Origin of the sequence: Pseudomonas sp. IT-232MI5 (genome assembly GCF_949767845.1) — a bacterium.
In the GTDB taxonomy this organism is placed as follows: domain Bacteria; phylum Pseudomonadota; class Gammaproteobacteria; order Pseudomonadales; family Pseudomonadaceae; genus Aquipseudomonas.
On record NZ_CATKQE010000061.1, the window covers coordinates 114,352 to 139,450 of the forward strand.

Consider the following 25,099-nt stretch of genomic DNA (forward strand, 5'->3'; position numbering starts at 1 on the left):
CCACCGCTCAGCGCGGCGTGGCGGTGCGGATTTCGCCGTTGGCCAGACGCGCGGCGCTGTTGCCCAACGGATCTTCGGCATTCAGGTCCGCGCCCTTGGCCTTCAGTGCATCGAGCAATTCCAGACGCTTGAACAACCCGGCGTACATCGCCGCCGTCTGCCCGGCACCGTTACGCTGGTCGGGGCTGCAATCGGTGGCCATCAGGCGTCGGGCGATCTGTAGTTCACCTTTGAAAATGGCCCCCATCAGCGCGGTGTTGCCGCGTTGATCCTGGGCACAGGCATCGGCGCCAGCAGCGAGCAAACGTTCCACCGCAGGTGCCTGACCGTGATAGGCCGCCAGAATCAGCGCGGTGTAACCCTTGCTGTCACGAGTGTCGAGGGAATAGCCGGACTCGATGAACGTGTCGAGCATCGGCACATCACCGCGCCGGGCCGCGTCGAAATAGTAGTCCTGTAACTGGGCCTTGATCGCCTCGGGAGTCTGCTCGACCGGTGCCGCCCATGCCGCGAACGACAGACAACTGGCCAACAGTAAAAGACAGGTTCGCATCGTAGTCTCCTTGCACGGAACGGGGCCTGGCTCAGGCCCCGTGTGCGCTATGTCGGTATCAGTCGACCAATTTGGCCGCCAGCGCCTTGACCCGGCTCAGGTCACCCTTGGCCACTTCCGTGACGCCGGTGCCGTATTCCGGATCGGCCTTATAAAGGAAGGACAGGATGATGTGCTTGCTCTCGTCATCGGTGGTCGCCAGCGAACCACCGAAGCTGTCGATCAGGTCCCGGCGTTCCTTCTTGCTGAACGAGCGATACAGATCGCCGGCCTGCTTGAAGTTCTGCTCACGCTGGATCTTCGCCTGCTGCGTGCTGCCCGACAGCGCCAACTGGCTGTAACGCGCGCCTGGCGTCTCGTCACGGGGTTGCAGTCGGCTTGGCTGGTAGTTCACACTACTGTTGCTGGCGCCGAAGTTCATCGCGCCATCCTGGTTGCCATTGTTCACGGCAACTTTCGGCGCATTGATCGGCAATTGCAGGGCATTGGCACCCAGGCGATACATTTGTGTATCGGCATAAGAAAACACTCGGCCTTGCAACAAACGGTCTTCAGAAGGTTCGATACCCGGAACAATATTCGCCGGCGCCATGGCCACTTGTTCGGTTTCCTGGAATACATTTGCCGGATTACGGTTCAATACCATTTGTCCAACTTTTCGCTCAGGAATACCTGGCCAGATCTTGGTCGCGTCTAATGGATCAAAATCAAACTTGGACAAATCTTGTGGTTTCAGCACTTGAATGTACAAGTCCCATTTAGGGAAGTTACCTTTATTGATGTTGCTCACCAAGTCATTGGTCATGTGACTGTAGTCCTGACCCTGAACTTTCGCGACTTGCTTTGGCGTAAGGTTATTAAGTCCCTGCAAACTCTTCCAGTGGAACTTGACGTAGTGAACTTCGCCCTTGGCATTAATCAACTTGTAAGCATGTACGCCGTTGCCGTCCATTTCTCGATAACTGGCAGGCGTTCCCGAGTTCGAATACAACTCGGTCAAGGTACGGGTGGCTTCCGGTACATGGGAGAAGAAATCGAATCGGCGCGAATCGTCATCAAGGTTGGTCCGCGGGTCCGGTTTGAACGCGTGCACCATGTCGGGAAACTTGATCGCGTCGCGGATGAAAAAGGTCGGGAAATTGTTACCGACCAGATCCCAGTTGCCGTCGGCGGTGTAGAACTTGGTGGCGAAACCTCGAGGGTCGCGCAGGGTTTCCGGTGAGTGATTGCCGTGCACCACTGCCGAGAAGCGCACGAAGACCGGCGTCGTCTGACCGGCGGCAAAGACCTTGGCCTTGCTCAGGTCGCTGAGATCGTTGGTCACGGTGAAGGTGCCATGGGCGCCGGTACCGCGGGCGTGAACCACACGCTCGGGAATGCGCTCACGGTCGAAACGCTGCAGCTTCTGAATCAGTTGTACATCCTGCAGCAGCACCGGGCCGTTGGCGCCGGCGGTCTGCGAGTTCTGATTGTCGCCGACCGCAGCCCCGTTATCGCGGGTAAGGGGCGCGGCGTTTACGGAGAAGGTCAACAGGCTGGCGGTGAGTACACCGAGGGTGCGGCGACGGGGAAAAGCCCCCAGTCCAAGTGCGGAGTTCATATCAGGATCCTCTGGTTATTTTGGGGCGCATCCAGATGCGCCAAGCCAAGGCTAGAGGCCTGCGACGTCGAACATAAATAGAAAGAACGTAACGCCATGATTGAGAAAATTGGCTGTTCGATCAGCGAGTTACCGTATATTTCGCGCGCGATTGATGGCACTTTGCAAACTAATCGCCGATTGATGTGTCGATAAAAACGGGCATTGTAAGAAGGTGTTTCGCGCAGGACGCGTTTTGCTGATTTACACTGCGTACACCAAACTCATCTGTAACAAGGAAATAACTATGGGCGTGCTAAGTGAGTTCAAGGCCTTCGCGGTCAAAGGCAATGTGGTCGACATGGCCGTCGGTATCATCATCGGTGCGGCCTTCGGCAAGATTGTTTCGTCGTTTGTCGGTGACGTGATCATGCCGCCAATCGGCCTGCTGATCGGTGGGGTGGATTTCAGTGACTTGGCCATCACGCTCAAGGCCGCCGAGGGCAATGCCCCTGCGGTCATGCTGGCTTACGGCAAGTTCATCCAGAGTGTTCTGGACTTCGTGATCGTCGCTTTCGCGATCTTCATGGGCGTCAAAGCCATCAACCGTCTCAAACGCGAAGAAGCCGTGGCCCCTACCCTGCCACCGGTTCCGACCAAGGAAGAAGAGTTGCTCGGCGAGATCCGCGACTTGCTCAAGGCCCAGAACACCCGGCCCTGAATTCTGTGCACGATAGAAACAACGGCGCCTTCGAGGCGCCGTTTGTTTACCAGTAGTTTTCCACCGCCACCTGACCGGGCCGACGCGTCAGGCTTAGGTTCATGTGGCGCTTTTTCAGCAACGCGCGCGTGTCATCGATCATCTGCGGATTGCCGCACAGCATGACCCGTGATTGCTCCGCCGACAGCGCCACGCCCGCTGCGCGCTCCAGCTCACCGTTTTCAATCAATGTGGTGATGCGCCCGTGCAGTGCACCGGGGTGCGCTTCACGCGTCACCGTGGCGATGAACTGCAATTTGTGCGCGTATTCGCTGAGGTATTCGCGCTGCGTAAGTCCGGCAATCAACTCCTGATAAGCCAACTCCCGCGCTTCGCGCACGCTGTACACCAGAATGATGCGCTCGAATTTCTCCCAGACTTCGAAGTCCTGCAGGATCGACAGAAACGGCGCCACCCCGGTGCCTGTGGACAAAAGCCACAGATCGCGCCCGTCGACAAAGCGATCTAGCGTCAGGTAGCCGAATGCCTGGCGATCCACCAGCAAGGTGTCGCCGACCTGCAACCGGCTCAGCTCACTGGTGAACTCCCCGCCCGGCACGACGATGGAAAAGAACTCGAGAAACTCGTCAAAAGGCGACGACACCATCGAATACGCGCGCCACACGATGCTGCCATCGGCTTTGCTCACACCCAGCCTGGCGAACTGCCCGGCGCGGAAGCGGAAACCGGCATCCCGGCTGGTGCGCAGGGTAAACAGGCTCGAGGTCAGGGGTTGGACATCGAGCAACGTCTGCGTGGTGTACTTCTCTGCGCTGGCAGTCATGGGACACTCCATTGAACGATTGCCGACAGTGTCGCGCAAATTAACTGGTCTAAACACTGATGATTGGTAATGACATTCAATCAATTAAGCAAGTCGGCAGTATTATCAGATGACAACATCAATATAAAAATCGCGCATCCTAAGAACGCTTTATGGATATTTGGCTATCTGCAATCTCGAAAAAATTTAAAGCTTATTGTAAGAAACATCCTACACTTCGTTTCGTGCCGGATCCTTTGGATCCATTCGGCGCCCCCCGCAACGCCAGTGGAGTGTTCAGAGATGGAAACGTGGAAGGAGTCACAGTTAAAAAGACTGACTTTTGCCAACGGAGTAGAGACTGCCTATCCGATATTATTGCAATTCGCAGAAAATCTCGGATTCAATTTTTGTGCAATTTCAGTTGTTTCACTACATCGCGATATGCCTCTTAAAACCTTTCAAATCAACAACTACCCTGACGAATGGAATTCACAATACGAGAAAAACAATTACAGCAAAGTTGATCCACTAATAGCACACTGCAATCACTCGATGTCGCCTATTGTCTGGTGCGAGTCGGTATTCGCAAATACTCGACCGTTATGGCAAGGATTACAGCATCACGGTATGCAACATGGCTGGTCCCAGTCGTTCCATCATGAGCAAAGCGGCTTGTGCAGCATTATCAGCCTGGCGCGCAAACACTGTCCGATCAGTCCTCTGGAGCTGTATGAGCACTTTGGTTATATGTTCTACGCCACCAGTCACCTGAGTGAGCTGTTTGCCCGAACCCTGCCGGCAGAGTCCCTCAAACCCCGCCAACCACACCTTTCGCCGCGAGAGCTGGAGGTTCTGCAATTGTCCGCGGGAGGCAAGACAGCCTATGAAATCTCGAAGATCCTCAGCCTGAGCGAGCGCACCGTGAACTACCACGTGCAGAACGTCATCGAGAAGCTCAACGTCTGCAACAAGATTTCCGCTGTCATAGCGGCCGCCAGAGCCGGGATCATCTAGTCGATCCAGCCTTGCCTCCCATAGAAAACTTGCGGGTAATAAAGAAGAAAAAAACGTACCATTCGAGACCCTCCAGAGTGATGACGCGAACGTTAAGCGTTGCATTACACTCGGTCGGTTCCGCTGCACAATGTCAGGGCTGCGGAACACCCCGTTGATTACCCTGAGTTCCCGCCCGATGCCTTTGCTTGATACGCCCTTTGCCCAGCTCGATCTGATCCGCCAGCCTGAACAGCAGAATGAACCGCTGCAAGCCTTCGATGCCGCCGACGAATACCTGCTCAACCATCTGGCGGCGCAGCAACCGATGGCCGACACCCGCGTATTGGTGCTCAACGACAGCTTCGGTGCTTTGGCTGCCAGTCTGTCGGGCAAGGTCAAGGTCAGTAGCAGTGGTGACTCATTCCTGGGTTTTCAGGGGCTGGAGAAAAACCTGCTGCGCAATGGCCAGGCGTTTGACGCTGTTCGCGGGATACCCGCCAGCGAACCATTGGTCGGACCGTTCGACCGGGTACTGATCCGCGTGCCGAAAACCCTCGCGCTGCTGGAAGAACAATTGATCCGCTTGCAAGGGCAACTCGCACCCGGCGCCGAAGTGATCGCAGCGGCGATGGTCAAACACCTGCCACGCGCTGCCGGTGATCTGCTTGAACGCTACATCGGTCCGGTACAAGCCTCGCTAGCGGTAAAAAAGGCACGGCTGTTGATCGCCACGCCAGAAGCCAAAGCCCCGGCCGTGTCGCCCTACCCTTCGCGATATCGCCTCGACGAGCCGTCGATCGAATTGCTCAACCACGCCAACGTGTTTTGCCGCGAAGGTCTGGACATCGGCACACGTGCCTTCCTCCCGCACCTGCCGAAAAACCTTGGCAGTGCCCGAGTCGCCGATCTGGGCTGTGGTAATGGTGTTCTGGCCATCGCGAGTGCACTACAAAACCCCGATGCGCATTACACACTGGTCGACGAATCGTTCATGGCCGTGCAATCGGCTGCCGAGAACTGGCAGGCAGCGCTGGGCGATCGCGAGGTCATCGTGCGTGCCGGCGATGGCTTGGCCGGCCAGGACCCGCAATCACTGGACGTGGTGCTGTGCAATCCGCCATTCCATCAGCAGCAGGTAGTGGGCGATTTCCTCGCCTGGCGCATGTTCCAGCAGGCGCGCGAAGCGCTGGTGGTGGGTGGCGCGCTGTACATCGTCGGCAACCGCCATCTGGGTTACCACAGCAAACTGGCGCGGCTGTTCCGCGGCGTCGAGCAAGTGGCTGCCACGCCGAAATTCGTGATCCTCAAGGCCCGCAAGTAACCTTCAGACAAAAAAAACCCTCCGTGAGGAGGGTTGCAAAGCCGTACCCGAAGGCGCCGGGACGGGGATGATTCAGTGCGTGGTCAGGCCTGCCGCGTTCATGAACATACGCATCAGGCTGGCGGCGATAAACAGCACACCGACGCTACCGACCCAGATCAGGGCCAACCAGCCGAGCCGCAGCCACAGCGGTTTTTTTTCGGCTTCTTCAATGTCGTGCAGGGAATGTTTGCCGGGCATTGTTTCGATCCTCAGTCAGATCGATGGCGCCGCTGCCGACGCCATCGCGAGCGAGCACGCTCCCACAGGTTTAGTGATAACCGTCTTCATGGGTAACCTTGCCGCGGAACACGTAGTAGCTCCAGAAGGTGTAACCGAGGATGAACGGGATGATGAACAGCGTGCCCACCAGCATGAAGCCCTGGCTTTGCGGCGGTGCGGCGGCGTCCCAGATCGAGATCGACGGCGGCACGATGTTCGGCCACAGGCTGATGCCCAAACCGCTGTAGCCGAGGAAGATCAGCACCAGCGTCAGCAGGAACGGCATGTAGTTGGCGTTGCGTGCCACGGCGCGGATCAGACCGTACATCGTCACCAGCACCAGAATCGGCACCGGCATGAACCAGAACAGGTTCGGCATGCTGAACCAGCGGGTGGCAATATCCGGATGAGCCAGCGGCGTCCAGATACTGACAATACCGATCACGGCCAGCAGTACGAAAGCCAATGGCCTTGCCAGGTCATGCATCTGTTCCTGGAGCTTGCCTTCGGTTTTCATGATCAGCCAGGTGCAGCCAAGCAAGGCATAGGCCACCACCAGCGCGGCGCCGCAGAACATTGTGAACGGCGTCAGCCAGTCGAGTGAGCCGCCGGCGAACTGCCGGTTGACCACCGGCAAGCCGTCGATGAACGCGCCCAGCGCCACACCCTGGAAGAAAGTCGCCGCCACCGAGCCGCCGATAAAAGCCTTGTCCCACAGGTGACGTTTGTCATCCTTGGCCTTGAAGCGGAATTCGAACGCTACACCGCGGAAGATCAGACCAATCAGCATGAAAATCAGCGGCAGGTACAGCGCCGACAACACCACCGAATAGGCCAGCGGGAACGCGCCGAACAACGCCGCGCCGCCCAATACCAGCCAGGTTTCGTTGCCGTCCCAGACCGGTGCGACCGTATTCATCATCACGTCACGGTCGACTTTGCCGGGGATGAACGGGAAGAGAATCCCGATCCCCAGGTCGAAGCCGTCCATGACCACGTACATCATGATGCCGAAGATGATGATCACGGCCCAGATCAGCGGAAGATCAATACCCATGATTCAAATCTCCTTGGTCACGCGAATGTCGTCGTCGCCGTGATCGGCATCGGCCGAGTCGTCGGCAGCGGACAACGGACGGGCCGGTGTGCGTTTCTTGCCTGGACCACCGTCGGGCGTTTCCGTGCCCTCGCTGATCTTCGGCCCTTTGCGCACCAGACGCATCATGTAGCCCAGACCTGCGCCGAACAGCGCGAAGTACACCACCACAAACATGATCAGGGTGATGCTCATCTGCATGAAGCTATGGTTGGAGGACGCGTCCGCCGTGCGCATCAGCCCATAGACCACCCACGGCTGACGACCGATTTCGGTGGTGAACCAGCCAGCGAGAATCGCAATCAGACCGGACGGCCCCATCCACAACGCCAGATACAGGAACGGACGTGAGGTGTAGAGCGTGTCGCGTTTACGCAGCCACAAACTCCACAGACCGGTGAAGATCATCAGGAAACCGAGGCCGACCATGATCCGGAACGACCAGAACACGATGGTCGAATTCGGCCGGTCTTCCGGCGGGAATTCCTTGAGCGCTGGCACCTGTTTGTCCAGCGAGTGGGTGAGGATCAAGCTGCCGAGGTACGGAATCTCCACGGCGTATTTGGTCTTCTCTTCTTTCATGTCCGGCCAGCCGAACAGGATCAGCGGCGTTGCCTCGTCACCGTGGTTTTCCCAGTGACCTTCGATCGCAGCGATTTTTGCCGGTTGGTGCTTGAGCGTATTCAAACCATGAAAGTCGCCGATGACGGCCTGGATCGGCGCGACGATCAGCGCCATCCACATTGCCATCGACAGCATGGTGCGGATCGCCGGGTTGTCCTTGCCGCGCAGCAAGTGCCAGGCCGCCGAGGAGCCGACAAAGAATGCCGTCGCGACGAACGCCGCCGTCGCCATGTGCATCAGGCGATACGGGAACGAAGGGTTGAAAATGATCGCCAGCCAATCGGTGGGAATGACTTGCCCGTTAACAATCTCAAAGCCCTGCGGGGTCTGCATCCAGCTGTTGGAAGCGAGAATCCAGAACGTCGAAATCAGCGTACCGATCGCCACCATGACGGTGGAAAAGAAGTGCAGTCCGCGCCCGACCTTGTTCCAGCCAAACAACATCACCCCAAGGAAACCGGCCTCAAGGAAGAATGCCGTGAGTACTTCATAAGTCAGCAACGGCCCGGTGACGGCGCCGGCGAAGTCCGAGAAACGGCTCCAGTTGGTGCCGAACTGGTAGGCCATGACCAACCCCGAGACCACGCCCATGCCGAAGTTGACGGCAAAAATCTTCGACCAGAAATGGTAGAGGTCACGGTAGGTGTCGTTGCGGGTTTTCAGCCACAGGCCTTCGAGTACCGCGAGGTAACTCGCCAGGCCGATGGTGATGGCCGGGAACAGGATGTGGAACGAAATGGTGAACGCGAACTGAATTCGGGCGAGATCTAGTGCCTCTAAACCGAACATATGGCTTCCTCTGTCAGGTAATACCGGCTGCGGACCCGGAGGCCTGCACCCACTGCCCCCACGGATATGGAGTGCGGCGAATTCTGATTCGTTCTTTTTAAACAACCATCGCAACGCAGGGAGTCTGGCCAACTGGCCACCGGATCAATTCCTTCTAGGTCTTGATCTGGATCAAGCAACGTTAAAAGAGTAGTCCCATTTTTGCCGATGAACTGCGTGGTCGTTTGCCGCGTGACAAGTTGCCTCATCGGCGTGGCAATGCTCTGCAATGGATTTCTTGCGGCGAGCTTGTGGAAATCGATGTCTGGCTAACTAAATTTTTTGTCATAGCAACTTCCTGTTACAGACTGGTGATAACCTCGCGGTTCCCCTCGAGCCAGACCTGCCTTCAGATGCCCAGTCAAGAGCCCCTGCTGTTACGTCACCATCGTCCGTTTCTCGCTTTCTGGTTCGCGCGGATTTTTACCGCCAGCGGTTTCCAGATGCTCACCGTGGCGATTGGCTGGAACCTCTACCAATTGACCGGTAACGTCCTCGATCTGGGTCTGGTCGGGCTGGTTGAATTCGCCCCGCGCGTGCTGTTCATGCTGCACACCGGGCATGTCGCCGACCGCTACGACCGGCGCAAAGTCGCGGCGATCTGTCAGTCGTTGCAGGCGTTGATCGCCCTGGCGCTGGCCATCGGCAGCGCCACCGATCACGTCACCCGCGAGATGATCTTCATCCTCGCCTTCCTGCTCGGCGCGGCGCGTTCGTTCGAGATGCCGACCACGCAGGCACTGCTGCCGAGCATCGTGCCCAGCGCGCTGTTTCCTCGGGCAGTGGCGGCGGCGCAGTCAGCGCAGCAGTCGGCAACGATCGTCGCCCCGGCGCTGGGCGGTTTGCTCTATGCATTCGGCAGTGTCTGGGTTTATGGCCCGACAGTGCTGCTCTATGTGATCGCTTGCACGCTGATGCTCAACCTGCCCGCGCGGCAAACGCCGCTGAATAAAGGCAAAGCCACACTGGATTCGTTGCTCGCGGGGATTCGTTTCATTCGCAGCCGCCCGGACATTCTCGGGGCGATTTCGCTGGATCTGTTTGCGGTGTTGCTCGGCGGCGCCACGGCGCTGCTGCCGGTATTTGCCAAAGACATTCTGCTGACCGGGCCGTGGGGCCTCGGGTTGCTGCGTTCGGCACCGGCGGTCGGCGCATTGGGCATGTCGCTGTTCCTCGCGCGATTTGCCGTGGAACGCAATGTTGGCCGGGTGATGTTCACCGCGGTTGGGGTGTTTGGCGTCGCGACCATTGCCTTCGGCCTGTCGACCTCGTTCTGGTTTTCGCTGGCGGTGCTGGTGGTGCTCGGCGCGGCGGACATGATCAGCATGGTCATCCGCGCGTCTTTCGTGCAGCTGGAAACCCCGGACGAAATGCGTGGCCGGGTCAGCGCGGTGAACGGGCTGTTCATCGGCGCCTCGAACCAGTTGGGCGAATTCGAATCCGGCGTCACCGCCCACTGGTTCGGCACGGTGCCGGCGGTGGTGATGGGCGGGATCGGCACGCTGGTGGTGACGGGGACGTGGATCAAGTTGTTCCCGACGCTGGCTAACCGCGATCGGATGCATGTGCCGGTGGAAGAGGTGAAGGTCTGAAGCGATCCAGACCTACAACTCCCCCGCCACTTTCCCCCGCAAGGCCTTGCCGCCGAGTTGCTCGACCAGCGTCAAGGCAAATTCCAGCGCAGCGCTGGAGCCTTGTGCGGTGATGCAGTTGCCGTCGACCACCACCGGTTGATCAACAAACGTACAGCCCGAGAGTAGATGGCTGGCGCTGGGCAGGCAGGTCATGCGCCGCTGGCGCAGCACGCCGAAGGATTGCAGGGCGACGGCCGGGGATTCGGCGATGGCGGCGAACAGGCGTCCGGCGCTGGCCTGATCCTTGAGCAACTGTTGCAGAGGTTGGTGCGCGGCCAGGTGTTGTGAACCGACAACACCGCCGGGCAGGACGATCAGGTCAAAGGTTTGCGCCAGCACATCGACCAGCATGCCGTCGGCGGTCAGGCGTGTGCCACGCGCGCAGGTCAGCATGCGTCGTCCTTCAATACTGGCGGCCACCACTTCGATACCGGCGCGGCGCAGCACGTCGATCAGGGTCACGCTTTGCAGATCATCGATGCCCTCGGCGAGGGTAATCAGGGCTCTAAAGGTCATGGGCGTTATCCGCTGGGTGATGCTTGAAGCGTAGTCAGCTTCAACCGGATCGCGCTGCAGCAGCCGTTACTTGATGTAAAGCTGAGTCGACATTGTGTTGCGCGGCGCATTGATCGAGGTGTTGCTGAAGGTGAAGGTGCCTTCCTGCTTGCCCGCCAGATCGAAGGTATAAAGAGAACCGACGGTTTTATTACCGGGGGTGCATTCGGTCAGGTTGCCGTTATCAAAGGCACACACCGGGGCACGGGTGCCGTTCACTTCAAAGCCGTCCAGTGCGACCTGAGGCTGACTCTTGCCGTAGCCGACTTCGAGCACGTAGACCTTGATATTCGGTCCGCTGTGATTGCACTGGGTCTGCGCCTGGCCATCGGCGATGTCTTCAAGACCACAGGCTGGCGATTGCACCTTGATCACTTTCACTTGCGTCAACGGTGGCGCCGATGCCGCCCAGGCTGTCGACATCCCGGCCATCAGTACGGCAATCAAACCCAAAACCTTCATCCAGCACTTGCTCATGCGCTTCCCGCCCCGAAAAAATCAGCGCGCAGTATGGCGCAGTTGGCGTCAACGCAAAACTTCGCCGACGATCGACACCAACAACCGCCATATTCCTCACGCTGCTGGTATGATGCGCGGCTTTTTCCGGCCCACCACAATTTTCCAGGCGCTTGCGACGGTCTGTGCTTTGCTGTTGAGGTCGATACATTCACGGCGCCACGCGCGCCACGGGGAGCAGACATGCTGGAAAGGCTGTTTCAACTCAAGGCACACAACACCAACGTGCGCACCGAGATTCTCGCGGGCATCACGACTTTCTTGGCCATGGCCTACATCCTGTTCGTCAACCCGAGCATTCTCGGCGAGACCGGCATGGACAAAGGTGCGGTGTTTGTCGCCACCTGCCTGGCGGCTGCGATCGGTTCGACGATCATGGGCCTGATCGCCAACTACCCGATTGCCCTCGCTCCGGGCATGGGCCTGAACGCCTTCTTCACCTACACCGTGGTCTTGCACATGGGTCACACCTGGCAAGTGGCGCTGGGCGCGGTATTCATCTCGGCGGTGTGCTTCTTCCTGCTGTCGATCTTCCGCATCCGTGAATGGATCATCAACAGCATTCCGCTGCCGCTGCGCTCGGCGATTGCCGCCGGTATCGGCCTGTTCCTGGCGTTGATCGCCCTGCACAACGCTGGCATCGTGGTCAGCAACCCGGCGACCATGGTCGGCCTCGGTGACCTGAAAGCCCCGGCCCCGATCCTCGCCACCCTCGGCTTCGCTCTGATCGTCGCGCTCGAAGCGCTGAAAGTGCGCGGTGCGGTACTGATCGGCATTCTGGCAGTGACCATCATTTCCATCGCGATGGGCTTCACCCCGTTCAACGGCGTGACTTCGATGCCACCTTCGCTGGCGCCGACCTTCATGCAACTGGACATCAAAGGCGCACTGGACATCGGTCTGGTCAGCGTGATCTTCGCCTTCCTGTTCGTCGACCTGTTCGACAACTCCGGCACCCTGATCGGCGTCGCCAAACGCGCCGGCCTGATGGGCAAGGACGGCCACATGCCGAAAATGGGCCGCGCCCTGATCGCTGACAGCACTGCGGCCATGGCCGGTTCGTTGCTGGGTACGTCGACCACCACCAGTTACATCGAATCCGCTGCCGGCGTGAGTGCGGGCGGGCGTACTGGTCTGACGGCCATCGTCGTGGCGATTCTGTTCCTGCTGGCGCTGTTTTTCTCGCCACTGGCGGCCAGCGTTCCGGCCTTCGCCACCGCGCCAGCGCTGCTGTTCGTCGCCGTGTTGATGACTTCCGGTCTGGCGGAAATAGACTGGGACGACATCACCGTCGCCGCACCGGTTGTCGTGACCGCGCTGGCCATGCCGTTCACTTACTCGATCGCCAACGGCATCGCGTTTGGTTTCATCGCCTGGACCGTGATCAAGCTGCTGTCCGGCCGCGCTCGTGAGCTGAACCCGGCGCTGGTGATTCTGTCGATTCTGTTTGTGATCAAGTTGGGTTGGTTCAACGCATGACTTTCGATTCCCAGGCTTACGCCGAGCAACTAGAAGCCAAGGTCACGCGCTTGCGTGATCTGCTGGCGCCGTTCGATGCCCCCGAGCCAACGGTGTTCGACTCGCCGCTGCAGAACTTCCGTCTGCGCGCCGAATTCCGCCTGTGGCGCGAGGGTGGCGAGCGGCATTACGCGATGTTCGCTCAGGACGACAAACGCACGCCGATCCTCATTGAAGAATTCCCGATCGCCAGCCTGCGCATCAACCAGTTGATGCCGCAGCTGAAAGCGGCGTGGCAGGCCAGTTCAGCGTTGAGCCACAAGTTGTTTCAGGTCGAGTTCCTGACCACGCTGGCCGGCGATGCAATGATCACCCTGTGCTATCACCGCCCGCTGGACGCGCACTGGCATGCCGCTGCGACCCAGTTGTCGGCAGATCTGGGCGTCAGCATCATTGGTCGCTCGAAGGGCAAACGCGAAGTACTTGGCCTCGATTACGTGGTCGAGAAGCTCGACGTCGGCGGTCGCACCTTCAGCTATCGCCAGCCGGAAGGCGCGTTCACCCAGCCTAACGGCACGGTGAACCAGAAGATGCTCAACTGGGCGTACGAAGCACTGGGCGATCGTACCGATGACTTGCTGGAGTTGTACTGCGGCAACGGCAACTTCACCCTGCCACTCGCCACGCGCGTGCGCAAAGTGCTGGCCACCGAAATCAGCAAGACCTCGGTCAACGCCGCACTGAGCAACCTCAGCGAAAACGCTGTGGACAACGTCACCCTGGTCCGTTTGTCCGCCGAAGAGCTGACCGAAGCGCTCAACGACGTGCGCCCGTTCCGCCGCCTGCAGGGTATCGACCTGAAGAGCTACGAATTCGGCAGCGTCTTCGTCGACCCGCCGCGCGCTGGCATGGATCCGGACACCTGCGAGCTGACCCGGCGCTTCGACAACATCCTCTACATCTCCTGCAACCCGGAAACCCTGGCAGCCAACATCGCCCAGTTGCACGACACGCACCGTATTACCACGTGCGCGTTGTTTGACCAGTTCCCTTGGACGCATCACATGGAATCGGGTGTGTTGCTGACCCGCCGTTGATTGCCGATGCCGGATGCGAAAAAGCCGTCGTGATTGACGGCTTTTTTGTGGGCGCTCACTAAGCGGGATCGACCTTACGCGGACGCCCGCCCTTTTTGCCATTCGCCCGCGCGGCTTCGGACTTTGCGGCACTGCTTTGACGACCGTTACGTGATGCAACCACCGACGCAGCCATCTTCATGAGTGACGGGCTCGCTGAAATCATTCCGGCAATGGAAACGTCAAGGTCTTTGCCCTCATGACAAAGCGCAGTGCCTGCGAATCCGACTGTCAGCCCCTCGTAATCGCCTGCATCAAACCCGTCAAACTCTGGATACTGGTTCACCGGAAGCAACACACCGCTGCCATCCTCAAAACGGATGACCAAAGATGATTTTTCAAAGCACACAGAAACAGCTTGGAAACTGCTGGCCTGTCGTATTTCACCAAGCTTTATGGCTGCATCGAGCATTTCTTCCGTCAGTGGTCGATGTACGGACGGCTTTGCCTTAATGACTTTCATAAATGGATTTCAACTCCTTCCAGTTTGCCAACCAATGTCAGAAGCAACTTGTCTTCTTCTGGTTCGTAGCGCGCCGCAGCGATCCTGTAAGTCGTATCGGTAACCAGTTTCATCACCGGTACCTCGTTTGATTCGCAGTCCCACACTTGATTGCCGAGACAGACGGTTTGCAAACCTGACCACCAGATCCCTCGTGCGCGACGCAGATGAACGGGATGTCCCAACGATCGACACAAACCCTCCAATACAGCCATCGTCGGTCGACGAGACAGCGGCACGACATCCCACAGATCAATGTCGTTGTGCCAAAAGCTGAAATGGAATCGCGCACTCCAGGCGCCCGCATTTACATGAGCGTGCGGTGGGCAATGCTCATTCCGCAACATTACGCGTATCGACAATCCCTTGTAATTGCATACGTTCATGCTAACCCATCCGTTAGGTTAATAAATTTCAGGATTCGATAATCCTTTCAAATCCGACGACCGGTGCCGTAGAACGCAAGTGGCTCCGCTCTTCTCTCAGGCTAGCGCCGGCATGGGCCATGAGTCGGTAAATCTTCGAGGGAAAACGTAAGCAAAGCTGTCGTTACGATTCGAACAACATTAAGTATGAAACAGCCTTGGTGCGATTACCGAACACAAAAATCCTGGGCTCAGGCACTTCGATTGACCATGGTAACCATCTAGTACATTTTATCTCCACAGGCTGAAACCCTCGGCCAAAGCTAAAAACAATAAGTGGAGTTACCCCTCATGCCCCCTATCGTTCTGGTGCTCAACGGCCCGAACCTGAACCTGCTCGGCACCCGCGAGCCGGCGACTTATGGTCACGAAACCCTGGCGGACATCTCGGCGTTGTGCGGTCGCGCTGGCGAAGAATTCGGCCTGGCCGTGGAGTTTCGCCAGACCAACCACGAAGGCGAACTGCTTGACTGGATACACGCCGCCCGTGGTCGCTGCGCCGGGATCGTGATCAATCCGGCGGCGTGGACGCACACCTCGGTAGCGATTCGCGATGCGCTGGTGGCCAGTGAGTTGCCGGTGATCGAAGTACACCTGTCCAACGTCCACGCCCGCGAACCGTTTCGTCATCACTCGTTTGTCTCGGCGATTGCCACAGCGGTAATGGCCGGTTTTGGCAGTCACGGCTATCGACTGGCACTGGAACATTTCAGCCAGCGGCTGAAGGGGTAACGCGCATGTCTCGCTCTAACGTAATACTCGCAGGACTGATCGGCGCCGGCATTCAGGCCTCGCGCACGCCGGCGCTGCATGAGCACGAAGGCGATGCCCAAGGCCTACGTTATCTGTACCGACTGATCGATCTCGATCAGTTGAAAATGGATAGCACCGCCCTGCCCGACCTGTTGCTGGCGGCCGAGCGGATGAATTACACCGGGCTGAACATCACCTTCCCGTGCAAGCAGGCAATCATCCCGCTGCTCGATGAGCTGTCGCCGGAAGCCAAGGGCATCGGCGCGGTGAACACAGTGGTGCTGAAGGACGGCAAGCGTGTTGGCCACAACACCGACTGCCTCGGTTTTGCCGAAGGTTTTCGTCGAGGTTTGAAGGACGCTGCCCGTGAGCGCGTTGTGCAGATGGGCGCTGGCGGCGCTGGCGCGGCAGTGGCCCACGCGCTGTTGAGCGAAGGCGTACAGCAACTGAGCATTTTTGACGTCGACAGTGAGCGCGCCGAGAGCCTGGCGAACAATCTCAATCAGCATTTCGGTTTTGGTCGTGCGTTGGCCGGTCGGGATCTGCCGAGCACGCTGAATCTGGCCGACGGTCTGGTCAATACCACGCCCATGGGCATGGCCAAACTGCCGGGCATGCCGGTACCGGTCGAACTGCTGCGCAAGGAATTGTGGGTGGCGGAGATTGTGTATTTCCCGCTGGAAACCGAACTGCTGCGCAATGCCCGCGCGCTCGGTTGCCGGACGCTGGACGGCGGCAATATGGCGGTGTTTCAGGCGGTGAAGGCGTTTGAGTTGTTCAGTGGCATGGTGCCGGATGCGCAGCGGATGCTCGCGCATTTTCAAAGCATGAATGGCTGAACGCTTTCCCCCTGTGGGAGCGAGCCTGCTCGCGAAAGCGGTGTGTCAGGCAACTAATGTGTTAGCTGACGGTACGCCATCGCGAGCAGGCTCACTCCTACAGGGGAGCTGTGTCAGGCTTGCAGGTAGCGCAACACCGACTCGCAAATCATCTCGCGATGCCGCTGCTTGATGCTTTCATCCGGTAGATCGATCTGGAAAATCTCGCCAAACGTGTGCCGGTTCGATACGCGATAGAAGCAGAACGAACTGATCAGCAAATGCACATCCAGAGCATCCAGCCCGGCACGGAACACACCCTCTTCAGCGCCCCGACGCAGAATCTCGCCGAGCGAATCGAGGATGGTGTTGTTCATCGCCTTGATCGCATCGGAACGCTTCACGTATTCAGCGTTGTGGATGTTTTCGATGCTGACGATGCGCACGAAATCGACGTTGCGATCATGGTGATCGAAGGTGAATTCGACCAGTCGGCGAATCGCGTCCACCGGCGCCAGCTCGGCCAGGTGCAGACGGCTTTCAGTGCTGCGGATATCACCGTAAAGCTTCTCCAGCACCTCAACGTACAACTGCTCCTTACTGCCGAAGTAGTAATAGATCATGCGTTTTGAGGTGTGGATGCGCTCGGCAATCGCATCAACGCGAGCGCCGGACAAACCCTGCTGGACGAACTCGACGATCGCCTCCTGCAGGATATTCTCGCGGGTCTTTTCCGGGTTGTTCTTGCGACTCTTGCGCGGCTCTACGGCGGACACTTCAGGAGCTGCGGAAAGTTCTGTATTCATCGTCATTGCGGGCTCACGGCCATCACTGCACAGGCGGCGATTATGGGCCGCGCAGCACAGTGAAGGAAGCCGCGGGACCTGTGTTTAATCCCGCGTTTACGAATTTCCTACAACTTCGCCTGGCGCACAGCGCCACTGCGTGATTTGGCCATCGCCGCCAGACGCACCGCGACGTTCGCCGCGCCATACCCGGCATAGCCGTTCTTGCGCTGGATGATCTCGAAGAAGAAGCGCCCTTCGAACGGTTCGGTATAGACATGGAACAGCTCGCCGCCCTGGGCATCACGGTCGTACAACACGTTGTAATACGCCAGTTCGCTGAGAAATTCGTCGTCGAAATCGAACCGCGCGGCGAGGTCATCGTAATAGTTGAGCGGAATATCCAGCAACGGTACGCCAGCCTCTTTGGCGCGACTCACTTCGGCGAAGATGTCGTCACAATCGAAGGCGATGTGGTGCACACCGGAGCCGCGATAACTCGACAGCGCATGGGAAATGGCGGTGTTGCGGTTCTCGGAAATGTTCAGCGGCAAGCGGATCGAACTGTCGCGACTGCGCAGTGCGCGGCTCTTCACCAGACCGTACGGATCGGGCAGTACCACTTCATCGTCCGCCTCGAAATCCAGCAGGCTCTTGTAGAACAGCACCCAACTGTCGAGGCTGTCGGCCGGCAGCGCCATGGCCATGTGGTCGATACGTTTAAGGCCGCCACGGGCCGGCGCATCTGCCAGCAGATTGAAATCGGTGCCGTAGACATCGGCCTGTTCATCCACCAGATAAATCAGGCTGCCGTCCGGCGCGCGCACCGCTGCCAGCTCCAGTTCATTGGGGCCGACCAGTCCGCGATAAGGCTGACCTTTGTAAGCGACGGCGCGGGCCAGCGCACTGGCGCTGTCCTTGACCCGCACGGCGGTGGCGCACAGCGACGGGCCGTGAGCCTCGAAAAAGCTGTGAGCAAACGAATACGGTTCGGAGTTGAGGATCAGGTTGATGTCGCCCTGACGCAGCAGGCTCACACTCTTGGAACGATGCTGCCCGGCCTTGACGAAACCGAGGCGCTCCAGCCAGTTCGACAGTTTGGCGCCGAGGCTTTCGTCTACGGCAAACTCAAGAAACTCGATGCCGTTGTACTCGCTGGCCTTCGGTGTTTCGAAAAGGATTTCACGGTTGGCCACAGGTTGGGCTGCCTGCTCCAGACGCTGACGGGTCTTCTCTTCCAGATACAGCAGCGAACGCAAACCGTCGGCGGCATTGGCCCGTGGCGGTGCGGCGCGGAAGCCGTCGTTGAAGATTTCCAGCGACAGCGGCCCGGTGTAACCGCTCTGGATGATCGGCGCGAGGAACCCTGGCAGATCGAATTCGCCCTGACCGGGGAAGCAACGGAAGTGCCGGCTCCACTCCAGCACATCCATGGCCAGAATCGGCGCGTCTGCCATCTGTACGAAGAAGATCTTGTCACCGGGAATGTCGGCGATGGCGCGGGGATCGCCCTTCAGCGACAACGTATGAAAACTGTCGAGCAACACGCCCAGGCTCGGGTGATCGGCTTGGCGCACGATGTCCCAGACCTGTTGATAAGTGTTGACGTGACGGCCCCAGGCCAGTGCTTCGTAACCGATGCGCAAACCACGCGCACCGGCGTGTTCAGCCAGCAGCCGCAGGTCATCGACTAGAATTTGTTGATCGCCGACGCTGTCGGCCGAGGCGTTACTGCAGACCAGCACCAGATCGGTGCCCAGTTCCTGCATCAGGTCGAACTTGCGCTCGGCCCGCTCGAGATTGCGCGCGAGGCGATCACGACGGCAGCCTTCGAAATCGCGGAACGGCTGAAACAGAGTGATGGCGATGCCGAGGTCGGCGCACATCTGTTTAATTTCCCGTGGACTGCCGTCGTAGTACAGGAGGTCGTTTTCGAAAATCTCCACCCCGTCGAACCCGGCGGCGGCAATGGCTTCGAGTTTTTCCGGCAGGGTGCCGCTCAAGGAAACGGTGGCAATGGAACGCTGCATGTTTCAACTCCCGGACTGCGCCGCTTTATCTTTACTGTAGGAGCTGCCGCAGGCTGCGATCGTTTGATCTTTATTCGTGAAAACAGAATCAACAGATCGCAGCCTTCGGCAGCTCCTACATAGGATGGTTTTTATAGTAGGGAAATTATTGGCTGCATCGATCGCGGCAGCAATTTAAAGTGTACTACCCGGTTAGTTTTGCGTGCGATTATCGAACACAATGGCGGTTTGGCGAATTGACGATTTTTCGTCCACTGCCCAACATCGACCGCACATTGAGTCCGGATCTGAACCACCGGTCGCAGCGTGCAAGTAACAAGCACACCAAATAACAAATCCAAAAACGGGTGGAACACATGATTCCTTCACAGACTTCCCGCATGGCTCCGGCCATGAGCACTGCCACGGGTGGCATCGGCGACAAGATCCGCGGCGCCATGGCTGTCGGCAAAACCCGTTGGGGCATGCTGGCGCTGGTGTTTTTCGCCACTACCCTGAACTACATCGACCGCGCCGCCCTCGGCGTCATGCAACCCATCCTCGCCAAGGAAATGAGCTGGACGGCGATGGATTACGCCAACATCAACTTCTGGTTTCAGGTCGGCTACGCGATCGGTTTCGTTCTGCAAGGTCGCTTGATCGACCGGGTCGGCGTCAAACGCGTGTTCTTCTGCGCCGTGCTGCTGTGGAGCCTGGCCACCGGTGCTCACGGCCTGGCGACATCGGCGGTCGGCTTTATGGTCTGCCGATTTATTCTCGGTCTGACCGAAGCGGCGAACTACCCGGCCTGCGTGAAAACCACACGCCTGTGGTTCCCGGCCGGCGAACGTGCGGTCGCCACCGGCATTTTCAACGCCGGCACCAACGTCGGCGCGATGTTCACACCGATGCTGCTGCCACTGGTTCTGCACGTCTGGGGCTGGCAAGCGGCGTTCCTGTGCATGGCGGCACTGGGCGGCATCTGGTTGCTGTTCTGGGGTTTGAAGTACTTCAACCCGGAAGATCACCCGAGCGTTAAACAGTCCGAACTGGACTACATCCAGCAGGAAGTCGAACCGGAACAGGCTCGCGTGCCGTTCTCGAGAATCCTGCGCATGCGCGGCACTTGGGCCTTCGCCATCGCTTATGCGCTGACCGCGCCGGTGTTCTGGTTCTACCTGTACTGGCTGCCACCGTTTCTCAATCAGCAATACAACCTGGGCATCAACGTCACCCAGATGGGTATTCCGCTGATCATCATCTACGTCACGGCTGACTTCGGCAGCGTCGGCGGCGGGATTCTGTCTTCGTTCCTGATCGGTCGCGGCATGAACTCGATCAAGGCGCGGCTGCTGTCGATGTTGCTGTTCGCCTGCTGCATCATCGGCGTGGTCATGGCGGCCGGTTCAGCCAATCTGTGGGTTGCAGTCGCTGCGATCTCTCTGGCCATCGGTGCGCACCAGGCGTGGACGGCGAACATCTGGAGCCTGGTGATGGACTACACGCCCAAGCACATGATGAGCACGGTGTTCGGTTTCGGCGGCATGTGCGCAGCGATTGGCGGGATGTTCATGACCCAGATCGTCGGCCACATCCTGACCGTGACCAACAACAACTACACCGTGTTGTTCACCCTGATTCCGGCGATGTATTTCCTTGCGCTGACGTGGATGTACTTCATGGCCCCGCGCAAGATCCCGACCGTCACCGAATAACCTGCCTACACCCGGCTCCCTTGTAGGAGCTGCGGCACGCTGCGATCTTTTGATCCTGATGTTGAAGATCAAAAGATCGCAGCCTCGTTTCACTCGTCAGCTCCTACACAGCGGGTTGCGGTCTCTTCAGCGGCGGCTCTGCTGCCACGCTGCCGCCAATCCACTGCAACAGATCACCGCAATGCCAATGATCGTCAACAGACTCGGCGTGTGATTGAACAGCAGCCAACCCAACAACCCGGCAAACACGATCTGGCAATAACCGAACGGCGCCAGCAGCGCCGGTGCGGCATGGCGGAAGGCTTGGGTCAGAAACAAATGCGCAGTCATCCCGCAACTGCCCAGCGCCAGCATCAACCCGGCATGGGTCAACGTCGGCACTTGCCAGAAGAACGGCACCAGCGCACTCATCACCAATGTGTTGCACAGCCCGGCGAAGAAGTTGCTGGTGGTCGGGCTGTCGACTTCGGCGAGCTTGCGGGTCAGCAGTTGATAGAAGCAGAAAAACAGCGCCGAGCAGAACGGCAGCAACACCGCCGGAGTGAACAATTCACCGCCCGGGTGGACGATGATCAGCACGCCGATAAAGCCGCAGATCACCGCGATCCATTGGCCGCGTGTCACTCGCTCCTTGAGCAGCGGCACCGACAACGCGGTCACCAATACCGGCGCAAGAAAGTTGACCGCCGTGGCTTCCGCCAGCGGGATATACAGCAAGGCCGTGGTGAAAAACAGGCTGGTACCGAGCAGGCAAAGTGCTCGGGTCAACTGCCATAACGGCTTCTTGGTGCGTAGGACGCGCAACCCGGACTGCGGCAGAAAAATCCCCGCCATCAGTAAGGTGTGCACCAGATAGCGCGCCCAGACCACCATCACGATCGGATAGAAACCCGAGAGATATTTCGACAATGCGTCGTGACTGGAGAACAGGAAGGTCGCCACGACAATCAGCAAGATCCCCTTGAAGGGTTGGTTGACACCAGAGAGCGGAGTGCTGACAGTCATCGGGTTTCCTTGTGGTGCCGTAAAAGATCAAAAGCTTCGCAGGCAGTCTCGCCTCCCCCTGTGGGAGCGGGCTTGCCCGCGACAGGTGCGCAGCCCCGCTTACAGGTGCGCCAACAACTTGCGCGTTCGATCAATCGCCATCTGCGCCCGCTGCAATCCGCTCACGCCCTGCTCCAGCAGTTTAACCGTGGGAATTTCCAGACTCAGTGGGATATTAGCCGGCAGCGCTTTCAGCAGCCCGAGCAGATCACAATCACCCTCGCCGGGAAACCGCCGCTCGTTGCGCGCCTGACGCAAGATCTCGGCCATGTCTGACGGTCGCGGACCCGCGACATCACATAATTGTGCATAACGCAGCCTCGCCGGCGACACCGTTTGCAGATCCTCAAGCCGTGAAGCCGAACGATCAAAGTGAAAGGCATCGACCAGCACCGCAGCATTTTCCCGATCCGCGTTCTCGACAATTCGCAGCGCTTGTTCGAGGTTGCGCGCATCGGTCCAGGGCATGAACTCCAGATGCGGGTGCAACCCGTAAGGCCTGGCCAGATCGCAGAGCGCCGCAAAGTTATCGGTAAGCCGCTGCTCGTCAGGATCGTTACCGGCGACCAGCAATTCGGTAGCGCCAAACTCTGCACCGACCGTTAAAAGTTTCTCGAAATCGGCAACGATGGTTTGCGGCTTCAAGCGCAGGATTTCCACATCGAGCACACGGATGCCGGTATCGCGCAGACGCTGCAACGTCTGACGGCGCAATTCAGCATCGGCGACCAACGGGAAGTGATGCTCCTCGGGCGTTGCCGGTTCCAGGCGCAAACCGACATGGCTGTATCCGGCACGTGCCGCCACCTCGACCATTTGCGGTGGCGATAACTCCAGCACAGTCAGGCTGGCCAGGGATAGGATTCGTTCGCTCATGTTCAAGCCTCGATCAGTGCAGGGGCGCAGGCGCGGCCAGTGGCGGCGGCCTCGCGGATGGCTTCGATCAGCGCCAAAGTGCGCGCAGCGTCGGCCGCACTCACCAGTGGCGCGACTTCACGCCGTGCCACGCGTACGAAATGCTGTAACTGCAAGCGCAAAGCTTCGTCACCGCTGTAGGACTCTTCGACCATCAACAAGGGTTCATGCCAACCGGCATCGACCTGATCAGCGGCGTAATGCCAACGCTTGAGCTGCGGAATGCTCAAGGCGCCAGCAGTCCCGGCCAGCAGATAACACGGCTGATCGGCCTGACGCGGATACACCGGGTTCTCACCGGAATCCAGTTCCCAACTCCACGGCGCAGCCACCGCATCGGACCCGCTCAACGTGCCCAATGTGCCACCTTCGAATTGCAGCAACACCGCCGCGCTGTCTTCATTGGCGAAACCGCGCACTGAGTTGTCAGTGATCGCTTGTACCGAGCGCACTTCGCCGCACAGGTGACGCAGCAGATCGAGATCGTGAATCAGATTAGTCAGCAACATCCCCGCCCCCGCTTCACGGCGCCACGGGACCTCGAAATAGCTATCCGGTTTGCGCAACTGAAACAGCGCGGTGACCGTGGTCAGACGCCCGAGCGCTCCGCGCTGTAACAGCTCATGGGCGCGCACGATCAGTGGATTGTGGCGCCGGTGGTGGCCGACCAGCACTGGCACACCGCTGCGTTTAACCGCCGCGACCAGCTCGCGCGCTTCATCCAGGTGCACGCCGACCGGTTTCTCCAACAGCACCGGTACGCCTGCCGCCAGACAATCGAGCGCCGTAGCGACGTGCTGGTTATTCGGATTGGCGACGATCACCGCGTCGGGCCTGATGTGCTCGAGCATCTGACGATGATCAGCGAAATGCCTTACACCCCACTCAGCCGCAAGCCCTGCTGATTGCGGCCCGGGATCAGCCACCGCGCACAGCGTCGCTTCGGTGAGAGATTGCAGATGCCGATAATGTTGCCGGCCCATGTTGCCGGCGCCGATCAGGGCGATTCGAAGGGGCGAATTCAAGGTGCGGTCCTTTTGTGATTGTTGTTGGAATATCACTCCAGCAACAATTTAGAACCGAGTTCCAGAATCAAACACCCATCCATTCTAAAACCGTGCGAACACCGCACAATTTCACGCCAAACGAAGATCCATGTAGGAGGATTTGCGGCGGATTAGATAAACAGTTCTGAGGCCAGGCTCGCCGCTGACATTTCCTCGGCAGACTTCAGCAACAACGGCGCCAGCTCATGCAACCGTGCCCCCGGCATCCGCGCGCTCGGCCCGGCAATACTGAGTACACCGATCACCCGTCCATCCGCCGGGTGCTTCACCACCGCAGCAATCGCCGAAGTGCCGACTGCCGAGCTCTCCTCGACCCAGGCATAGCCCTGCTCGCGCGCCAGACGCAGGCGTTCCAGCAATTCGATATTCGAGCGCGGCGCATTCGGCCCAATCCCCACAGGCACTTCCGCCGCTTGACGCTCAACCAGCGACAGCGCCTCGGCATCGCTCATGCACGCCAGCCATGCGTGCCCGGACGCGGTGTAAAACAGCGGCGCATCGCGGCCCATGTCCGGGTCGTAACGCAGGCCGGTACGCGCGCCCTGCGCCTTGGCGATCCAGGTCTGCCGCTCGCCATCGATCACGCCCAGACGCACCAGTTCACCGGTTTCCTGCGCCAGTCGATCCAGCACGGGCTGGACAATATCGGCGCCGCTGCTCGATAAATACTGGAAGCCCATCGCCACCAGTTTGGTCGACAAGTGATAACGCAAGGTTTCCCCATTCTGCCGCACGTAGCCCAGGCGGATCAGCTCGGCGAGCAAGCGGTGCGTTGCACTCTTGGGGATGTCCAATTGCTCGGCCAGCGTCTGCATCGGCAGCCCGCGCGGATCACTGGTGAGGCTTTCCAGCACGCTGAAAACCCGTTCGATTTGACTGCCGGCCATAGGGAAATCCAAATGAAATTTCGCCGATTCTAGAAGACATCTACCGCAAAGCGAAATCCGGAACTGCGCGTTCGATAACCGCCCGGTTTGTCGTAT

Annotated in this window: 25 protein-coding genes; 9 read left to right on the top strand and 16 right to left on the bottom strand. The window is 58.9% G+C overall.

The features are described from left to right. Positions 1-7: 7 nt before the first annotated feature. Positions 8-553 carry an ankyrin repeat domain-containing protein gene (locus tag ACM6JQ_RS28455; protein ID WP_414895066.1) on the bottom strand — a complete coding sequence of 182 codons (546 nt, stop codon included), beginning with the start codon at positions 551-553 and terminating at the stop codon, positions 8-10. A gap of 58 nt (positions 554-611) precedes the next feature. Next, positions 612-2,153 (bottom strand): catalase KatB, encoded by a 1,542-nt coding sequence (katB, locus tag ACM6JQ_RS28460; protein ID WP_414895067.1) that lies wholly within the window; start codon positions 2,151-2,153, stop codon positions 612-614. A gap of 286 nt (positions 2,154-2,439) precedes the next feature. Between katB and mscL the strand changes: the two genes are divergently transcribed. Then, positions 2,440-2,853, top strand: a complete 414-nt coding sequence (gene mscL / locus ACM6JQ_RS28465) for a large-conductance mechanosensitive channel protein MscL (protein WP_007909770.1) — start codon at positions 2,440-2,442, stop codon at positions 2,851-2,853. Between the two features lie 46 nt (positions 2,854-2,899). Here mscL and ACM6JQ_RS28470 read toward each other — a convergent pair whose 3' ends face one another. Continuing rightward, on the bottom strand, positions 2,900-3,676 hold the full coding sequence (locus ACM6JQ_RS28470; protein ID WP_414895068.1) for a ferredoxin--NADP reductase: 777 nt from the start codon (positions 3,674-3,676) through the stop codon (positions 2,900-2,902). A 282-nt stretch (positions 3,677-3,958) separates the two neighbouring features. Here ACM6JQ_RS28470 and ACM6JQ_RS28475 point away from each other — a divergent pair, with 282 nt between their 5' ends. Further along, a complete protein-coding gene (locus ACM6JQ_RS28475) occupies positions 3,959-4,672 on the top strand; it encodes an autoinducer binding domain-containing protein (RefSeq protein ID WP_176472365.1) in 714 nt (237 codons plus the stop codon). Positions 4,673-4,850: 178 nt separating this feature from the next. After that, positions 4,851-5,975, top strand: coding sequence for a methyltransferase (locus ACM6JQ_RS28480; RefSeq protein ID WP_095114061.1), 1,125 nt, complete (start codon positions 4,851-4,853; stop codon positions 5,973-5,975). 72 nt (positions 5,976-6,047) lie between these two features. On the opposite strand, the gene ACM6JQ_RS28485 is transcribed toward ACM6JQ_RS28480, so the two are convergent. The 3 genes from ACM6JQ_RS28485 to ACM6JQ_RS28495 form a co-directional block, all read right to left on the bottom strand. After that, the gene (locus ACM6JQ_RS28485) at positions 6,048-6,215 is read right to left on the bottom strand and encodes a DUF2474 domain-containing protein (RefSeq protein WP_095114060.1); all 168 of its coding nucleotides are present in this window, start codon (positions 6,213-6,215) and stop codon (positions 6,048-6,050) included. Between the two features lie 70 nt (positions 6,216-6,285). Then, complete coding sequence (gene cydB / locus ACM6JQ_RS28490; protein WP_007909749.1) at positions 6,286-7,293, bottom strand: cytochrome d ubiquinol oxidase subunit II; 1,008 nt, start codon at positions 7,291-7,293, stop codon at positions 6,286-6,288. A gap of 3 nt (positions 7,294-7,296) precedes the next feature. After that, complete coding sequence (locus ACM6JQ_RS28495) at positions 7,297-8,745, bottom strand: cytochrome ubiquinol oxidase subunit I (protein WP_007909747.1); 1,449 nt, start codon at positions 8,743-8,745, stop codon at positions 7,297-7,299. Positions 8,746-9,137: 392 nt separating this feature from the next. Here ACM6JQ_RS28495 and ACM6JQ_RS28500 point away from each other — a divergent pair, with 392 nt between their 5' ends. After that, complete coding sequence (locus ACM6JQ_RS28500; RefSeq protein WP_007909739.1) at positions 9,138-10,376, top strand: MFS transporter; 1,239 nt, start codon at positions 9,138-9,140, stop codon at positions 10,374-10,376. A 12-nt stretch (positions 10,377-10,388) separates the two neighbouring features. Here ACM6JQ_RS28500 and ACM6JQ_RS28505 read toward each other — a convergent pair whose 3' ends face one another. After that, positions 10,389-10,934, bottom strand: coding sequence for a DJ-1 family glyoxalase III (locus ACM6JQ_RS28505; RefSeq protein WP_414895069.1), 546 nt, complete (start codon positions 10,932-10,934; stop codon positions 10,389-10,391). A gap of 66 nt (positions 10,935-11,000) precedes the next feature. Continuing rightward, positions 11,001-11,450, bottom strand: a complete 450-nt coding sequence (locus ACM6JQ_RS28510; RefSeq protein WP_007909735.1) for a DUF4879 domain-containing protein — start codon at positions 11,448-11,450, stop codon at positions 11,001-11,003. Between the two features lie 222 nt (positions 11,451-11,672). Between ACM6JQ_RS28510 and ACM6JQ_RS28515 the strand changes: the two genes are divergently transcribed. Both ACM6JQ_RS28515 and trmA read left to right on the top strand, forming a co-directional pair. Beyond that, the gene (locus tag ACM6JQ_RS28515; protein ID WP_007909733.1) at positions 11,673-12,968 is read left to right on the top strand and encodes an NCS2 family permease; all 1,296 of its coding nucleotides are present in this window, start codon (positions 11,673-11,675) and stop codon (positions 12,966-12,968) included. Continuing rightward, positions 12,965-14,044 carry a tRNA (uridine(54)-C5)-methyltransferase TrmA gene (gene trmA / locus ACM6JQ_RS28520; RefSeq protein ID WP_007909731.1) on the top strand — a complete coding sequence of 360 codons (1,080 nt, stop codon included), beginning with the start codon at positions 12,965-12,967 and terminating at the stop codon, positions 14,042-14,044. The genes ACM6JQ_RS28515 and trmA overlap by 4 nt, the downstream gene beginning before the upstream one ends. A gap of 58 nt (positions 14,045-14,102) precedes the next feature. Here trmA and ACM6JQ_RS28525 read toward each other — a convergent pair whose 3' ends face one another. Both ACM6JQ_RS28525 and ACM6JQ_RS28530 read right to left on the bottom strand, forming a co-directional pair. Continuing rightward, the gene (locus ACM6JQ_RS28525) at positions 14,103-14,546 is read right to left on the bottom strand and encodes a DUF2442 domain-containing protein (RefSeq protein WP_095114057.1); all 444 of its coding nucleotides are present in this window, start codon (positions 14,544-14,546) and stop codon (positions 14,103-14,105) included. Continuing rightward, a complete protein-coding gene (locus ACM6JQ_RS28530; protein ID WP_081498730.1) occupies positions 14,543-14,971 on the bottom strand; it encodes a DUF4160 domain-containing protein in 429 nt (142 codons plus the stop codon). Before ACM6JQ_RS28530 ends, ACM6JQ_RS28525 begins: the two co-directional genes overlap by 4 nt. A 330-nt stretch (positions 14,972-15,301) precedes the next feature. On the opposite strand from ACM6JQ_RS28530, the gene aroQ reads away from it, so the two are divergent. Both aroQ and ACM6JQ_RS28540 read left to right on the top strand, forming a co-directional pair. Next, complete coding sequence (gene aroQ / locus ACM6JQ_RS28535; protein ID WP_007909727.1) at positions 15,302-15,742, top strand: type II 3-dehydroquinate dehydratase; 441 nt, start codon at positions 15,302-15,304, stop codon at positions 15,740-15,742. A 5-nt stretch (positions 15,743-15,747) separates the two neighbouring features. Beyond that, on the top strand, positions 15,748-16,602 hold the full coding sequence (locus ACM6JQ_RS28540) for a shikimate dehydrogenase (RefSeq protein WP_414895070.1): 855 nt from the start codon (positions 15,748-15,750) through the stop codon (positions 16,600-16,602). 113 nt (positions 16,603-16,715) lie between these two features. Here the strand turns inward: ACM6JQ_RS28540 and ACM6JQ_RS28545 are convergent, their stop codons facing one another. After that, entirely contained in the window at positions 16,716-17,393 is a 678-nt protein-coding gene (locus tag ACM6JQ_RS28545; protein ID WP_007909725.1) for a TetR family transcriptional regulator, read from the bottom strand. Between the two features lie 101 nt (positions 17,394-17,494). Further along, a complete protein-coding gene (gene quiC / locus ACM6JQ_RS28550) occupies positions 17,495-19,396 on the bottom strand; it encodes a 3-dehydroshikimate dehydratase QuiC (RefSeq protein WP_007909724.1) in 1,902 nt (633 codons plus the stop codon). Positions 19,397-19,752: 356 nt separating this feature from the next. Between quiC and ACM6JQ_RS28555 the strand changes: the two genes are divergently transcribed. Next, positions 19,753-21,090, top strand: a complete 1,338-nt coding sequence (locus tag ACM6JQ_RS28555) for an MFS transporter (RefSeq protein WP_007909718.1) — start codon at positions 19,753-19,755, stop codon at positions 21,088-21,090. A 126-nt stretch (positions 21,091-21,216) separates the two neighbouring features. On the opposite strand, the gene ACM6JQ_RS28560 is transcribed toward ACM6JQ_RS28555, so the two are convergent. The 4 genes from ACM6JQ_RS28560 to ACM6JQ_RS28575 form a co-directional block, all read right to left on the bottom strand. Beyond that, positions 21,217-22,095, bottom strand: a complete 879-nt coding sequence (locus ACM6JQ_RS28560; protein WP_007909717.1) for a DMT family transporter — start codon at positions 22,093-22,095, stop codon at positions 21,217-21,219. Positions 22,096-22,194: 99 nt separating this feature from the next. After that, a complete protein-coding gene (locus tag ACM6JQ_RS28565; RefSeq protein WP_414895071.1) occupies positions 22,195-23,010 on the bottom strand; it encodes a sugar phosphate isomerase/epimerase family protein in 816 nt (271 codons plus the stop codon). Between the two features lie 2 nt (positions 23,011-23,012). Beyond that, complete coding sequence (locus ACM6JQ_RS28570; protein WP_414895072.1) at positions 23,013-24,074, bottom strand: Gfo/Idh/MocA family protein; 1,062 nt, start codon at positions 24,072-24,074, stop codon at positions 23,013-23,015. 152 nt (positions 24,075-24,226) lie between these two features. Further along, positions 24,227-25,003 (bottom strand): IclR family transcriptional regulator, encoded by a 777-nt coding sequence (locus tag ACM6JQ_RS28575; RefSeq protein WP_414895073.1) that lies wholly within the window; start codon positions 25,001-25,003, stop codon positions 24,227-24,229. Between the last annotated feature and the right edge of the window lie 96 nt (positions 25,004-25,099).